The organism is Thermosynechococcus sp. B1 (assembly GCF_030322985.1).
In the GTDB taxonomy this organism is placed as follows: domain Bacteria; phylum Cyanobacteriota; class Cyanobacteriia; order Thermosynechococcales; family Thermosynechococcaceae; genus Thermosynechococcus.
This window is the reverse complement of record NZ_CP096573.1, coordinates 2,576,967-2,592,319: the sequence shown is the minus strand read 5'-3', so window position 1 is coordinate 2,592,319 and position 15,353 is coordinate 2,576,967. Positions and strand designations below refer to the sequence as shown.

The window sequence follows — 15,353 nt, the reverse complement described above, 5'->3', positions numbered from 1 at the left end:
GAAAATAACTAGTTCTTCTCCAGTTCCCGCCGCAGGGCTTCCAACTCTGGATCGTAGGCAGGGGTGCTGCTGGGTGACAGTTGCGGGTTGGCCAATTCTGCCTTCAGCCGTGCCAAATCGTCATCCACACTGCCGGCTTCGAGGGCGGCAAACTTGGCTTCGAGGGTATCGCTATTGAGTTCAGCCACGGCTTGGGAGCGAGCCTCCATTTCCTGAACCCGTTCCTCCATGCGCTCAAAGGCGGCCATGGGGGCATTGGTGTTGAGGCTGCTAAAGGTTTGTTGCAGTTGCTCTGAGGCCTTGGCTGCCCGTGCCCGTGCCACCAGCATTTCTTTGCGGGTTTTCGCTTCCGCAATCTTGCTTTCAAGCTGCTGCATTTGTTTTTTGAGGGCTTCCACTTGGGTCACAGACTGCTCCAGTTGCCCTTTGAGAGCCATGGCTGCATTCAGTGCTGTTTTTTTGCGACTCAAGGCCTCAAGCGCTAGTTGCTCATCCCCATGTTGCAGGGCAATTTTGGCACGGCGCTCCCACTCAGCCGCCTGCTGTTGATGTTGGTTGAACTGTTGCTCTAACCGCTTTTGGGAGGCGATCGCTTGGGCGACGGCTTGCCGCAGGGTCACCAGATTGTCCTGCATTTCAATCATGGTCTGCTCAAGGATTTTTTCGGGATCTTCAGCAGCACCCACCAGCGCATTGAGCCAACTGCGAACCACACGGCTGACGCGATCAAACAGTCCCACAGCGTTATCTCCCTATTGGTTCCTTATCTATAGCAGTATGCCACTTTCCTTAGACCCTTTGGCCACGAGTTCCAAAAACGGTCGCTGCCCTAGGCTTAAGCTATAGTAAAATCATCAAAATTCTAATCCTACTCTAGTGATGTCTGCTTCTTCGGGGCGACCTTCAGACGCCTTTGATAAACACGGTTTTCTCAGTCGCTACGCCCCAGCCATGATTAATCAAAATAGAGCTGATCAAATGCTGGCAGACTATGCCAAAGGGCGGCGTGACTTTCGGCGACTGGATTTGCGCGGTGTCACCCTAGAAGATGTGAATTTGGCGGGGGCAGATCTCAGTGGCTCGGATTTAAGCAATGCCACACTGACCAACGTGGATTTGACCAATGCCAAGCTGATTGAAGTTAAGCTGATCAATGCTGAACTGACGGCTGTGCAATTGCGCCAAGCCAACCTGAGTCGCGCCAACCTGCGGGGTGCCACACTGACCCACACGTCTTTAGCCACGGCAACCCTGCGGGGAACAGTCCTGCCCAATGGCCGCTGGTCCGATTAGCTAAAGCTGGTGCAAAAAAGCTTGCAGCCGTTGCCAAAAGCGCTCCATCTCCGCTGGTGTGCCAATGGTGACCCGAATTCCGCCAGCGATCGCCCGCACAAGGGTACCCTGACGCCGCAAGGCATCACACAGGGGCTGGGTGTATTGCGGTTCCTGCAAGCGGAAAAAGAGGAAATTGGCCACACTCGGCCATACCCGCAGTTGGGGGCACGCCTGCAGCCGTTCATAAAGGCGCTCCCGCTCTGCCAGTACCGTGGGAATTTCTGCCAGCAACGTCTGACGATGGTCAAGGGCAACCTGCGCCGCCACTTGAGAAAACGTAGGCAGGTTATAGGGCAGACGAACCTTTTCTAAAACCGCAATCACCTCGGCATTGCCAATGGCGTAGCCCACCCGATGGGCGGCGAGTCGAAAGGCCTTGGAAAAGGTGCGCAGAATCAACCAGTTGGGATGCGCTGCCAAGTCCCCCACCAGTGTCTTGCCCGAAAATTCAAAATAGGCCTCATCAATCACCACTAAAATGTCCTCAGGAAGCTGCCGTAGCCAGTCCACCTCCGCTGCGGTTAGGGGGTTCCCTGTTGGGGAGTTGGGTTGCAGCATAAAGAGAACGCGCACGGGGGGAGCCGCTTGGGCAATGAGGGTATTGGCTTCAGCAATTTGCACGGCAAAGGTGTCAGGATCGCGGGGCGATCGCTGGACGGGAATCCCTAGGGTTTGGGCGAGGATCCCGTATATGGAAAATGTCGGTTCTGCCACTAGGATAGAACCGTAGCCCCCGATCGCAGTGGCCAGTAAAATCGAGCGAATTAGCTCATCGGAGCCGTTGCCCACCGCAATTTGGTGTGGGGAGATTTCAGTTGAACTGTGTTCATTGACATAGCGGGCGATCGCCTGCCGCAGCGGCCAATGGTGACTGTCGGGATAGCGATGACTGGCGAGGGTGCTGACATACTGTTGAGCTAACGCCTCCTTAAGGGCAGTGGGCAAATCCCACGGAAACTCATTGGTATCGAGGTAATCCAGTTCTAGGGGTAGGGAGTCGCTCGTGGGGGTGGAGTAGGCGCGGAGGTTGCTCAGTTCTGGACGAAGAAACGTCGCCATGCCAAGACGGTATAAAGGGATTCAACTATAATAACACTGAGCTTTTTGCCCTAATTTGCTGCCAGCCCTGACACTCAATCTTCATCTTTTGATTACGTAGAGGCGAATGTTCCTATGGCGCGTACCGACTTCAAAGATTACTACCAAATCCTCGGGGTCAGCAAAAATGCCACGGATGCCGAAATTCGGCAAGCCTTTCGCCGCCTCGCGCGCAAGTATCACCCCGACTTAAACCCAGGGGACAAAGAGGCAGAAGCTCGTTTCAAGGAAATTAACGAAGCCCACGAAGTGCTCTCGGATCCGGAAAAACGACGCAAATACGATCAATTTGGTCAGTATTGGCAACAGGCCAGTGCGGCGGGTGCTGGTGGCTTTAATGTCAATATTGGTGACTTTGGCGCTGACTTTAGTCAGTTTGGCAGCTTTGAAGACTTTATCAACGAGTTGCTGGGGCGATTTGCCACCGGCACGACCACAGGGCGTACCCGCACTTGGAGCAGCGCTGGCTTTGATTCATCGGCATTTGGCGGCAGCGATGTTGATGCGGAAGTGCAAATTAGCTTCCAAGAGGCCTTTCAGGGCTGCCAGAAATCATTCGCCATTGGTAATGAACAGGTGACTGTGACGATTCCCGCTGGTGTTAAGCCAGGGACAAAGTTGCGGCTGCGGGGCAAAGGTCAATATAACCCCTACACCCAACAGCGAGGGGATTTATATCTCACGGTACAGGTGGCGCCTCATCCCCTCTTCCGCTTTGAAGAGGATCAATTGGTGATTGATTTGCCGATCACGCCGGATGAAGCTGCCTTGGGTGCTCAAGTCACGGTGCCGACGCCCTCGGGGACTGTGGTTTTGAATGTGCCTGCGGGCACGCGATCGGGGCAATCACTGCGGTTACGGGGCAAAGGGTGGCGCAGTAGTAGCGGCATTGCTGGCGATCTCCTTGCTAAGGTACAAATTGTGCCCCCCAAATCCCTGAGTGCCCAAGAAAAAGAACTCTACGAAAAGTTGCGATCGCTGCGCACCTTTAACCCCCGTGCCCATTGGCCGCTCTAAGTTAGGGAAATTGCCGCGATTTTACAGCTTGGCAGTAGCTCTTAAGGGCAGCGATCGCCTGAGTGCCCAAGTCGGCATACACCTTAGCAAAGGGGGGCACCTGTGGACTCAAGCCCAAAACATCTGCCGTCACCAACACCTGACCATCACAGTAGGGGCCTGCGCCAATTCCAATCGTGGGAATTTTCAGCTTGGCGGTAATCTGCTGTGCCAAATCCGCAGGAATATGCTCCAAAATGATGCCAAAGGCACCTGCTTCGGCCAGAGCAAGGGCATCTGCGAGAATTGCTTCTGCCCCCTGTGGCGTCTTCCCCTGTTGTCGCCATCCCCCCAACTGATGCACCCGCTGCGGCAACAGACCCACATGACCCAGCACCGGGATGCCGGCCTCCACTAAGCGCCGCGTTGCTGCCTGCACCACGGGTGAAGCACCTTCCATTTTCACTGCCTGTACATCTGCTTCTTTGACTAAACGCCCCGCCGATCGCAGGGCCTGCTCTGGGCTTTCGTGGTAGCTCAAAAAGGGTAGGTCACACACGAGGAAACTGTGGCTGACGCCCCGCCGCACCGCCTGCGCATGGTGAATCATCTGATCAAGGGTCACCGGCAACGTGGTTTGATAGCCAAGGGCAACCATACCAAGGGAATCCCCGACAAGGATCACATCCACCCCCGCCGCATCCAATAGCCGCGCCCACAGATAATCCCAAGCCGTGAGCATGGTAATTGGCTCTCCCTGCTGTTTTTTTTGCTGGAGTTGGGGTAAGGTTACGGGGCGACGCACCATAGTCAAATCCACGAGCTTCGTATCCCCATCCTCTAAAGGAACGCTCAAAACGTCAATTTAGCCACAGGCATAGAGTCTAGTGATATGATTGGGGCGCGATGTTAGCCACAATACGCATGTCTTTGCCTGCCTTTGTCGAAGCCCTATTAACCCCTGCTGCGTACCCCCATGCAGTGACCTCTCCCATTCAATTGCTGCAAACGCATATTTCCTACGTATTTCTGACGGGGGACTATGCCTATAAGGTGAAAAAGCCGGCGGATTTTGGCTTTTTGAACTTTACAACCCTAGAAAAGCGGCTATTTTACTGTCGGGAAGAGTTACGGCTGAATCACCGTTTGGCGTCAGATCTCTACTTGGCGGTGGTGCCCATTGTGGCGGTGGGCGATCGCTATTTTGTGGCGGATCCCCAAGACTTACCTGCGGGAGCTGAGGTGATTGACTATGCTGTGCAAATGCGGCAATTTGATCAGTCGCAACTGTTTTCGCACCTCTTTGCCGCCAACCAAGTCACCCCCCACCTAATTGAATCCCTCGGTAAAGAACTGGCTCACTTTCACCGCACGGCTGCCACCAGTCCCCACATTAGTGAATTTGGCTCCCCGCGGGCGATCGCCCAAGTGATTAACAATTGCCATGCCTTGGCAGCTCAGTTTGTCGGTCGCTGTCAATCCCCAGAGCAGTACGCGGCAATTCAAGCCTTTACCGATGACTTTTTGACGCGGCATCAGGAGTGGTTGGTGCAGCGGCAAGCCGGGGGCAAAATCCGCGAGTGCCATGGCGACCTGCACCTGAACAATATCTGTCTGTACAACGGCAGGGTGCAAATTTTCGACTGTATTGAGTTCAACGAAGAATTTCGCAACATTGATGTCATTTACGACGCCGCTTTTTTGCTGATGGATCTGGAGTTTCGGGGGCGCGGCGACTTGGCCAATCTTTTCCTCAACACCTACTTAGAGTGGAGTGGGGACTACGCTGGGGCAGTGCTGTTGCCCCTTTACCTCTGCATCAGAGCCTATATTCGCGGCAATGTGAACGCCTTGGCCCTCAATGATCCCGCCATTAGCGAGGCCGAAAAGGCACAGATTCAAGCCACGGCTGCGGCCTACTATGAGGCGGCCTATCGCTACACCCAACCACGTCAAGCCAAGCTCTATGTCATGTGCGGTCTCTCTGGGGCAGGCAAAAGTACACGGGGACGGGATCTCGCCCAAGCCGAGCAAGCCATTCAAATCCGCTCCGATGCCGTGCGTAAGCACTTGGCGGGTTTACCCCTTGACCGCCACAGCAGTGATTTCCCGCAGGTCGATCTCTATTCTGAGGCCATGACCCAAAAAACCTATAATCAGCTCTTGGCCTATGCAGAATTGTTGCTGCGTCAAGGACAAACGGTGATTTTGGATGCGAAATACGATCGCGTGGCGCTGCGCCAACCCGTGATTGCCCTTGCAGAGAAACTGCACGTGCCCCTAGAGATTCATTTCTGTAGTGCACCCCCGGAGGAATTGCGCCGTCGCTTGAGCGATCGCCAAGGGGATATTGCCGAGGCCACGCCCGATCTCATTGCTGCCCAAATGGCCAGTTTTGAATCCTTTTTGCCTAGGGAGGAACCCTACGTTCGCCATGTGTGTGACTAGGACGAGCGCGACTGATAATAGGAACAGTGCAATAGGACGGGTCTGATGTATCACATTGGTTTACTGGGGTTGGGCACTGTTGGTGGTGGTGTGGCACAAATTTTGGCGGATCCAGCGGGGCGCCATCCGCTGATCAAGGAACTGGCGATCGCCCAAGTGGGGGTACGGAATATCCATAAACCCCGCGCCATTGCCCTTGATCCGCAACTGTTGACAACAGATTTAGAAAGTATTGTCACCAACCCAGCCATTGATATTGTGGTGGAAGTCCTCGGCGGCATTGAACCGGCGCGATCGCTCATCCTCAAGGCCATTGCCCACGGCAAGCACATTGTCACCGCCAATAAGGCCGTGATTGCCCGTCATGGTGCTGAAATTTTTGATGCGGCCAATGCCCAAGGGGTCTATGTGATGCTCGAAGCGGCCGTGGCTGGTGGGATTCCCGTCATTCAAGCCCTGAAACAGAGCCTAGGTGCCAATCGTATCCACAGTGTCAGCGGCATTCTCAATGGCACCACCAACTACATCCTGACCCGCATGCAGCAGGAGCAAGGGGATTTTGCCCCTATTCTTGCCGACGCCCAACGCCTAGGGTATGCCGAGGCGGATCCCAGTGCTGACATTGAGGGATGGGATGCAGCGGATAAAATTGCCATTCTTGCCAGCCTTGCCTTTGGCGGACGGATTCGCCGCGAGGAAGTGTATTGCGAGGGCATTAGTGGCATCACCGCAGCCGATATTGTCTATGCCGAAAAGCTAGGATTTCGCATTAAACTGCTGGCGATCGCCCGCCAGCTCAGTGGCCAGCCCCTAGAGGTGCGCGTGCATCCGACGCTTGTGCCCCTTGAACATCCTTTGGCCGGCGTCAATGGCGTCTTTAATGCCATTCTTCTCGAGGCAGAGCCGTTGGGACAGGTGATGTTCTATGGCCCCGGTGCGGGTGCAGGGGCAACCGCCAGTGCTGTCGTGGCGGATTTAATCAACATTGCCGCCCTTCTGCCCCAAGGACGTGCCAGCCATCCCTTGCTCACCTGCCAGCATGATCAGTTTATGCCGCTGCTACCGATGGCAGAGGTGGATAGTCGTTTCTATGCCCGTGTCCATGCCCAAGATCATCCGGGGGTACTAGGAAAACTCGGCACCTGCTTTGGTAACCATAACGTTAGTCTGGAGTCCTTGGTTCAAATTGGTAGTCACAACGATCTGGCAGAAATTGTAATTGTCACCCACCATGTGCGCGAAGGAGAGTTCCGCCAAGCCATGGCCGAGATTGCCCAAATGACCGATATTGAAGCCGTGCCCTCGATTTTGCGCGTCCTCGGCACCTCCTAGGGATTGGGCTTGATCCCTGTTTTCCGCTCCAAAATTTCCTTAACCACGAGCGTCACAAGCGCTAGCAAACCAAGGATCACCGCTGCTGCGTAGGCCGACTCCGTGTTGTAGTTTTTGTAGGCGTCTTCAACAAAGAGAGGCAGGGTTTGCGTCAAGCCCGCCACATTGCCAGAGACAACTGCCACAGCACCAAACTCCCCCATCGCTCGCGCATTGGTCAACAGGACCCCATAGAGCAGCCCCCAGCGGATATTGGGCAGGGTGACTCGCCAAAAGGTTTGCCACTCATTGGCGCCTAGGGTTTTTGCGGCTTCCTCCTGCTCGGTGCCGATTTCTTCCAGGACAGGGATGACTTCTCGTGCCACAAAGGGCAAACTCACAAAGGCTGTTGCCAGCACCATCCCCGGAAAAGAGAAAATAACGCGAATATCTAAAGCTTGCAGCCAGCCCCCGAACCAGCCATTGCGGCCATAGACCAGTACCAGCATCAGTCCGGCAACAACGGGGGAGATGGAAAAAGGTAAGTCAATAATGCTAAGTAAAAGGGTGCGCCCCGCAAAGCGATGGCGGGCGATCGCCCAAGCGGCACAGAGGCCAAAGATCGTGTTTAAGGGCACCACCACCAAGGCAAGGGCAAACGTCAGCCACACCGCATGCAGAAAATCTGGCGCCAGCAAATTTTCCAGAAAGGGCATGACTCCCTTGTGAAAGGCTTGGAAAAGGACATTGGCCGCCGGCAGCAAAAGCACAAGGGCTAAGTAGGCGATGGCAATGACAATCAAAAAGGCATGTAGCCACGGCTTTTCTTGGGTGGGCGAGGGTTTAACGCTCCGCATAGCGCCGCCCCCACGCTTGCAGCAGATTAATCAGAAATAAAATCGCTAGGGACACCAAGAGCATCACCGTGCCAATAATGGTTGCTGCCTCATAGTCATACTGCTCTAAGCTCTGAAACACCAGCACTGAGGCAATCAAGTCCCGAAAAGGAGTGTTGGAGGAAATAATCACAATTGAGCCAAATTCTCCCACTGCCCGTGAGAAGCCTAGGGCAACGCCTGTGAGAATAGCGGGCATCAAAGGTGGCAAAATCACTCGCCAAAAGGTCTGCCCATGGGTGGCACCCAGCGACCATGCTGCCTCCTCCACATCCTTTTCCATTTCGGTGAGGACGGGCTGCACCGTGCGAATCACAAAGGGTAAGGAAATAAAGAGCATCGCCACCGCCACTCCCCAGCGGCTGAAGGCAATTCTGATTCCGAAGGGCGCTAGTAAGCTACCAATCCAGCCATTTTCGCTATAGACCGTTGCGAGGGTGAGACCCGCCACCGCCGTCGGCAATGCAAAAGGTAGATCCACGACAGCATCAAAGAAGCGCTTCCCCGGAAAGGAATAGCGCACCAGCACCCAAGCAATCAGGGTACCAAAGATGCCATTGATCAGCGCTGCGATGAGGGCAGTGACAAAGGTGACTTCATAGGCCGACAGGGCGATCGCCCGCGTTGCCACCCGCCAAAAATGCAGTGGCCCAGCACTACTGGCACGGCTCAAGAGGGCAGCAATGGGTACAGCCAGCATCACGAGTAAGTAAAAGACCGTGATTCTCCAAACCCAAGGAAACTGCCAGCGCTGTTTCTGAGGAGAGAGTGACGGCGAAATGGGGTGGGTAGCGGTCATCAGGCTTGATTCTCCTGCTGAATTTGATCAAACAGGGCGCCATTAGCGAAAAATTGGGCTTGCACCTTCTCCCAGCCCCCTAAATCTGCCACGGTAAAGAGGGTGGGCACGGGTGGAAACGTCTGCTGATGGGCGGCAAGGACGGTGGCATCCACGGGTCGAAAACCATATTGGGCAAAGATCTCCTGAGCTTGGGGAGTATAGAGAAAGTCAATATAGGCCTGTGCTACCTCCCGTGTGCCATGTTTATCCACGTATTGATCCACAAGGGCGATCGGGTTTTCAATCAGGATATTCACAGGAGGAAGGATATAGGAAAGGGTCTTGCCCTTTTGGCGAGCCAAGATCACTTCATTTTCATAGTTGATCAGGGCATCCCCCTGTCCCTGTTTCAAAAAGGCATCAGTGGCTTCACGACTATCGCGGGGGAGAGCGGCCACATGGCGAAAGGCTTCAGTCACAAACTGCCGCGCCTGATCAAACGTTCCCCCTGTTTCCGTGACCGATCCCCACAGCGCAAGGAAGTTCCAGCGAGCCGCGCCAGAGGTTTTGGGATCGGCAGTCACAAATGTCACCCCCTCACGGGTGAGATCCTGCCAGGTTTGCAGATTTTTCGGGTTGCCGTCACGGGTAATCAGGGCACCGACAGAAGTGGTGACAATGCTGTTGTGGGGGGCTTGGCTAGCCCAATCGGGGCGAATTAACCCTGCTTTGGCAATGCGATCGACATCTAAACCAAGGGACAAGTGGACGATATCGGCTTCTAGGCCATCAATCACCGCCCGTGACTGACTGCCCGAGGGACCATAACTCGTTCGGAAGCGCACTTTTTGTTGATGTTCCTGTTCCCATTGAGCAGCAAACAGGGGCATAATAGCCTCGTGCGCTTTTTTAGTGACCGAGAACGAAGAAAGGGTTAGATTCACCTGAGCAGGGCGACCATCGGGCAGAGTGGCCTGAAATTGACAAGCAGCGGTGAGACCACTGAGACCTACCGCTAGTAAGAACAAGCTCAACCAAACCCTAAAACGCCGCCAATTGACCATTCTGTCATCAATCTACGATAAATCGGTCGGAATACTGATGTGTAATCCATCTTAGCAGAAGGGGCGGCGATTCTGACTGGAGTTCTTAAAACGTGATCAGCACCCCACTCGGATTCGCGGGAATCACATACTGCGGTTGATTGCGATGGGGCTTTTTGCGGTGATGGCGCGATCGCGGGGAGGCTGGCGGAACACTAACCACTCTTGGCTGTACCACATACACGGGTTGTGTTTGAGGGGTAGGCACCACATAGACGGGTTGGCTAGAGGGACTGGGCACCACATACACCGGCTGACGGGAACCACCAAGATTCACGTTGACATTCAGTTGAGCCGCGGCGGTATCCACAAAGGAAAGAACCGCCAAACCAGTCAAGGACGATAGGCCAACGACTTGAAGTGTCTTCAACATCGTCAACTCCTCCACAGAAAAAACGTACTGCGGGGTCTGACGCTTAAGGAGCAGGGTGGGTTCCGATCACATCGGCGTCCAAATAAAAAGGGGGAAGAGCTTCCCCCCAGGCGATTAACGTTGTTTACTCAACGCCCTCAATCTTGTCCTCGACCTCTTGATAGAGTTGCCGCAGCAGTTCCAGATTGGCTTCACTGGTCTGCCAGTAGCCGCGTCCGTGAAGTTCGAGGAAGGTGCTCACCATTTTGCGGAAGGAGTGGGGGTTGGTATTCAGAAGCCGCTGCCGCATCTGCTCATCGAGAATAAACGTGGCATTCGCCTCCTCATAAACCCAGTTATCCACAGCTCCTGCGGTGGCCGACCAGCCCATTGTGTTGACTAGTCGCTTCGAGATCTCGCGCACCCCTTCGTAGCCGTGGGAGAGCATCCCTTCATACCACTTGGGATTCAGGAGCTTGGTTCGGCTGTCGAGGCGAACGGTTTCCGAGAGCGTCCGCACTTGGGCATTGGCTGTGGTGGTATCGGCAATATAGGCCTTGGGTTGTTTGCCATCGCCGCGCAGTGCCCCCACCAGCTTGGTCGGATCCGAGTCAAAGTAGTGGCTGACATCGGTGAGGCTAATTTCTGAGGAATCGAGGTTTTGGAATGTCACATCCACCGTTTTGAGGGCGGTTTCAAAGAGTTCCCGCGCCTGCTGCATCGTCCCCGGAGAATCCGCCGAAAAGGCAAAGGACTTACGGGAGAGATACATATCCTGAAGTTCCGACTCCTGCTCCCAAGAGCTATTTTCCACCGCTAGGTTGACATTCGCCGCGTAGGAACCGGAGGCATTGGTGAAGACCCGTGTGGCCGCTTGGCGCAGGTCAATCCCCAATTCTGAAGCCTGTTGCAGTGCGTGCTTGCGGATAAAGTTTAGCTCAAGGGGTTCATCGGCTTCGGCAGCCATCTTGATGGCACGGTCAATGAGCGCCATCTGGTTGATAAAGAGATCGCGGAAGACCCCAGAACAGTTGACGACAACATCAATGCGTGGCCGCCCCAGCTCTTCTAGGGGGATGAGTTCCACTTTGTTGACCCGTCCCAAGGAATCGGGTAAAGGACGGGCACCCACTAGCCAGAGCACTTGAGCAAGGGACTCGCCATAGGTTTTGATATTATCTGTGCCCCAGAGCACCATGGCGATAGTTTCTGGCCATTGGTTGTTGTTTTCCGCTTTTTGCCGCGCTAGAAGGCGATCGACCACAACTTTGGCAGACTGCACAGCAGCGGCAGTGGGAATGGCTTGGGGATCCAAGGCGTGGATATTTTTGCCCGTCGGCAAGACCTCAGGATTGCGAATTGGATCGCCACCGGGGCCGGGGAGAATGTACTCGCCTTCAAGGGCTTGCAGCAGTGCCCCCAGTTCATTGTCGGCCACAATCTGCTGTAAACAGAATTCGAGGTATTCCATGAGGGGCTTGAGGGCAGCCGCATCCACTTGGGTATAGCCTGCACCATGGAGGGATTCAATCCACGGCTCTTTGCGCCCCATGTTAAAGAAGTTCAGCTTCGAGACCCGCGACACACGACCCTCAGCATCGGCTTGGGCTTGGACGAGGGCACTGACGGCAGCACGGGTCGCCTCGTTAATCTGGCGCAGCAGTTCAACATCTGCAAGTATCCCGCGATCGCTATTTTGATAAATTTCGTCAATGTCCCGCCCTAGACTCTCGGCAATCAGCCTAGGCAAGCTCTTAATGCCGTCCTCAGAGCGATCCAAGCTGGCAATATTGACCAAGGTAGCCACTGCTTCTTCCGTTGTCGGTGGTTTGCCAATTACGTGCAGGCCACAGGGCAGGAGGCGGCTTTCAATCTCCATTAGTTTGATATAGACCTTGCCCACGAGGGTATCGCGCTCTTCGGCACTGAGTTCTGCCGCGTCCTTATCGGGAAGAGCCACATCCTGATCGAGATTTACCATGCGGCACTTATCCATGATCGTGTTGACAATCTGAACCCCCCGACCGCTATCTTTCAGGGTTTGGTAGGAACCAATGAGATCGCTGAGTTCCCGCAGCCCTTTGTAGAGACCGGCATTTTCCGCGGGGGGCGTGAGGTAACTAATCGTGTTGGCGTAGCTGCGGCGTTTGGCAATGGTGGCTTCGGAGGGGTTATTGGCGGCGTAGTAGTAGAGGTTGGGAATACAGCCAATGAGATTATCGGGGTAGCAATCCCCAGACATGCCCATCTGTTTACCCGGCATAAACTCCAAGGAGCCGTGGGTGCCAAAGTGGAGCACCGCATCCGCTTGCCAAATGTGGTTGAGGAAGGTGTAATAGGCAGCAAAGCCGTGGTGAGGACTGGCGGAGCGAGAAAAGAGCAGCCGCATTGGATCCCCCTCGTAGCCAAAGGTGGGCTGCACGCCAATAAAGACGTTGCCGTAGGCTTTGCCGTAGATGAGCAGGTTTTGGCCGTCACTGTTCAGGTGCCCCGGCGGTTTGCCCCAGTTTTCTTCAAGGCGCTTGGCGTAGGGGGTGAGGCGCTCGTATTCCGGCACGCTCATGCGGTAGGCAATGTTGAGTTCGGGGCTACCCACTTGGGCACGGGCATCGTGGAGAATCTCTTGCATTAAGGCTTCGGCGCTCTCGGGCATGTCCTGCACGTCATAGCCGTTATTCTTGAGGGCTTCCATGACTTTGTAGATGGAGCCAAAGACATCCAAGTAGGCGGCGGTGCCAACATTGCCCTTATCCGGTGGGAAGCTAAAGATGGTGATGGCGACTTTCTTTTGCACCTTGGGTTTGCGGCGCAGATTGGCCCACTTCAGTGCCCGCTGCACGATCATTTCCACGCGGTCTTGGAGGGCGATCGCCTTACCGGTCAGGCCATCGCGACCGGAAAGAATAATTGGCTCAATGGCACCATCCAGTTCCGGTAGAGCAATTTGCAGCGCCACTTGAATCGGGTGCAGCCCCAGATCACTGTCTTCCCATTCCTCAGTGGTTTGAAACACCAAGGGCAGTGCCACCATGTAGGGACGGTTGAGTTTTTTCAGTGCCGCCACAGCTTTGGGATGATCCTGCTTGGCAGGCCCCCCCACAAGGGCGAATCCCGTGAGAGAGACAACGGTATCAACAATGGGTTTTTCAGGGTTGACAGGATCGTAGAAGAATTTTTCTAGCGGGGTCGAAAAGTCCAGCCCACCAGAGAAGACGGGAATCACCCGCGCCCCTTGGGATTCAAACTCTTGCACAATGGCGACATAGTGGGCGTCATCACCTGTGACAAGGTGGGTACGCTGCAACAGCAGGCCAATGGTGGGCACAAGGGGATCCTTAAGATCAGTGCCAATATCGCGGCGACTGTTGAACCAGTTGAGGTACTCCTTGAGATCCTCAAACATTTGCGGTGCAAGGGGGTGCCAAATACCGGTGTCGGGGTAGGTGACCGGTTCTTGGTAGCTGAGGTTGCTGTTTGGCTGACCTTTGAAGACGTAGCGATCGGCCAGCATGAGGAGGAAGTTTTCTAGGTTCTCTGGCGATCCCCCCAGCCAGTACTGGAAGCTGAGCATGAAGTTGCGGGCATCCTGGGCTTTGTCAATGGGGAGGTACTTCAGGACTTGGGGCAGGGTTCGCAGGAGTTTGAGCATGGCGTCTTGGAAGCCGGCACCTGACTTCTCCTTGCGCTTTTTCATGAAGTTGGCAATGACGCTCTTGGATTGGCCAATCTGAGCCAAGGAAAAGCTGCCCATTTTGTTGAGGCGCATCACCTGCGGCAGCGAGGGGAAGACAACCGCTACATCGAGGCGATCGCGATAGGGCTGAACCGCCTCGACCACCTTATCCGCTAAGTCCTCAATGAAAATCAGGGAGGCGATAAACACATTCGCCCGCGCCACGTCCTCACAGAAGGCGGCATAGTTTTCGGGATTGCGCAGTTCCTCAAGGAGATAGCCACTGATTTCAATGGCCACCTGTGGATGGGTATCGTTAATGCTGCGAACCGCTGCCGACAGCGCGCTCTGGTATTGGGCTTCAAGTACCACATACACCACTCGCAACAGCGATCGCCCATTTAACGCCGCTGGCGCGATATGCCGAATCGTGGACTTGACGTGGGTGAACATGCGTTCAAACTCCTTGTAACGATCGAGACCAAACCCCAAGTGGGATATACGCCCCTTTGCTAAAACGATGGAGGACATTGAGGAGGTACTATCCCGCACTGGCTTTACAGTGCTGTGGGTCTTCCATCCTTGCAAGAAGGGCTGTACCTCTTGTGGTTGTAGCAGAAAATCAAGCTGTGGAGCGACTTTGCGCCCCTGTGGTAACAAATTGCAAAGTTTTGCTACCTAAGTATTAAAACTTATTACAGGACTTGACTGATGGGAAGTCAGTGGCACTAGACAACCGTTTTCCAATCGCCACGTGCGATCGCTAATCTCCTGTAGTTCCGTTGCTTCGTGGGTCACCACCAGCAAGCTCCAGTGTTCCTTGAGGCGGCGCAGCACCTGTACCAATTGGCGGCGCATTGACCAATCCAGACCCGCTGTGGGTTCATCGAGCAAGAGCAGGTAGGGTTGGCGCACCAGTTGCACAGCAAGCGCGAGGCGACGCTGCTGACCACCACTCAAGGATTCGGGGCGGGTGTGCAAAGGCAAGTGATCGAGACCCACATCGGCAAGGGCACGGTAAAAGTTTTCGTAGGGAATTTCTGGGTGGCCAAAGCGCAGCTCTTCGAGAATGGTACTGCCACAGAAGTAGCGATCTGGGAACTGAAAGACCAATCCGGCCAACTGTTGTAAATGATCGGGTGTGAGAACCTGATCCTGCCATCGAATGATTCCCCGACTGGGGGTGGCCAAGCCCGCTAAAATCTCTAGTAGGGTGGTTTTGCCGGATCCACTGGGTCCGATAATTAATCCCAGTTCAGCCATACCCAAGTCTAAATTAATGTCCCGCAAAATGGGCTGAGGGGTGGCGGCGGGGTGGTAGCTGAGATGGTGAACCGCAAACAAGATGCAGACTCCGGAG

Annotated in this window: 13 protein-coding genes; 4 read left to right on the top strand and 9 right to left on the bottom strand. The window is 54.7% G+C overall.

The window, feature by feature from the left end; all coding sequences use genetic code 11:
* Positions 1-8: 8 nt before the first annotated feature.
* A complete protein-coding gene (locus M0644_RS12830) occupies positions 9-740 on the bottom strand; it encodes a PspA/IM30 family protein (protein ID WP_206200417.1) in 732 nt (243 codons plus the stop codon).
* 139 nt (positions 741-879) lie between these two features.
* Here M0644_RS12830 and M0644_RS12825 point away from each other — a divergent pair, with 139 nt between their 5' ends.
* Entirely contained in the window at positions 880-1,293 is a 414-nt protein-coding gene (locus M0644_RS12825) for a pentapeptide repeat-containing protein (protein ID WP_226971972.1), read from the top strand.
* Here M0644_RS12825 and M0644_RS12820 read toward each other — a convergent pair whose 3' ends face one another.
* Positions 1,294-2,394: a histidinol-phosphate transaminase gene (locus tag M0644_RS12820; RefSeq protein ID WP_286625997.1), complete on the bottom strand. Its 1,101-nt coding sequence runs from the start codon at positions 2,392-2,394 to the stop codon at positions 1,294-1,296.
* Positions 2,395-2,508: 114 nt separating this feature from the next.
* Here M0644_RS12820 and M0644_RS12815 point away from each other — a divergent pair, with 114 nt between their 5' ends.
* Entirely contained in the window at positions 2,509-3,450 is a 942-nt protein-coding gene (locus M0644_RS12815) for a DnaJ C-terminal domain-containing protein (protein WP_149821452.1), read from the top strand.
* Position 3,451: 1 nt separating this feature from the next.
* On the opposite strand, the gene panB is transcribed toward M0644_RS12815, so the two are convergent.
* Positions 3,452-4,237 carry a 3-methyl-2-oxobutanoate hydroxymethyltransferase gene (gene panB / locus M0644_RS12810; protein WP_190278113.1) on the bottom strand — a complete coding sequence of 262 codons (786 nt, stop codon included), beginning with the start codon at positions 4,235-4,237 and terminating at the stop codon, positions 3,452-3,454.
* A 116-nt stretch (positions 4,238-4,353) separates the two neighbouring features.
* Between panB and M0644_RS12805 the strand changes: the two genes are divergently transcribed.
* The gene (locus tag M0644_RS12805) at positions 4,354-5,877 is read left to right on the top strand and encodes a bifunctional aminoglycoside phosphotransferase/ATP-binding protein (protein WP_286625996.1); all 1,524 of its coding nucleotides are present in this window, start codon (positions 4,354-4,356) and stop codon (positions 5,875-5,877) included.
* Positions 5,878-5,922: 45 nt separating this feature from the next.
* On the top strand, positions 5,923-7,209 hold the full coding sequence (locus tag M0644_RS12800; RefSeq protein ID WP_315863001.1) for a homoserine dehydrogenase: 1,287 nt from the start codon (positions 5,923-5,925) through the stop codon (positions 7,207-7,209).
* Here the strand turns inward: M0644_RS12800 and cysW are convergent.
* The 6 genes from cysW to M0644_RS12770 form a co-directional block, all read right to left on the bottom strand.
* The gene (gene cysW / locus M0644_RS12795; RefSeq protein ID WP_286625994.1) at positions 7,206-8,045 is read right to left on the bottom strand and encodes a sulfate ABC transporter permease subunit CysW; all 840 of its coding nucleotides are present in this window, start codon (positions 8,043-8,045) and stop codon (positions 7,206-7,208) included. The two genes, M0644_RS12800 and cysW, sit on opposite strands and share 4 nt — an antisense overlap.
* Positions 8,032-8,883, bottom strand: a complete 852-nt coding sequence (gene cysT / locus M0644_RS12790) for a sulfate ABC transporter permease subunit CysT (protein ID WP_286625993.1) — start codon at positions 8,881-8,883, stop codon at positions 8,032-8,034. Before cysT ends, cysW begins: the two co-directional genes overlap by 14 nt.
* The gene (locus M0644_RS12785) at positions 8,883-9,899 is read right to left on the bottom strand and encodes a sulfate ABC transporter substrate-binding protein (protein ID WP_255451678.1); all 1,017 of its coding nucleotides are present in this window, start codon (positions 9,897-9,899) and stop codon (positions 8,883-8,885) included. Before M0644_RS12785 ends, cysT begins: the two co-directional genes overlap by 1 nt.
* A gap of 115 nt (positions 9,900-10,014) precedes the next feature.
* Positions 10,015-10,341, bottom strand: a complete 327-nt coding sequence (locus M0644_RS12780) for a hypothetical protein (RefSeq protein WP_190278112.1) — start codon at positions 10,339-10,341, stop codon at positions 10,015-10,017.
* A 124-nt stretch (positions 10,342-10,465) separates the two neighbouring features.
* A complete protein-coding gene (locus tag M0644_RS12775; RefSeq protein ID WP_286625990.1) occupies positions 10,466-14,446 on the bottom strand; it encodes a magnesium chelatase subunit H in 3,981 nt (1,326 codons plus the stop codon).
* Positions 14,447-14,671: 225 nt separating this feature from the next.
* A complete protein-coding gene (locus tag M0644_RS12770) occupies positions 14,672-15,337 on the bottom strand; it encodes an ABC transporter ATP-binding protein (protein WP_149821437.1) in 666 nt (221 codons plus the stop codon).
* Between the last annotated feature and the right edge of the window lie 16 nt (positions 15,338-15,353).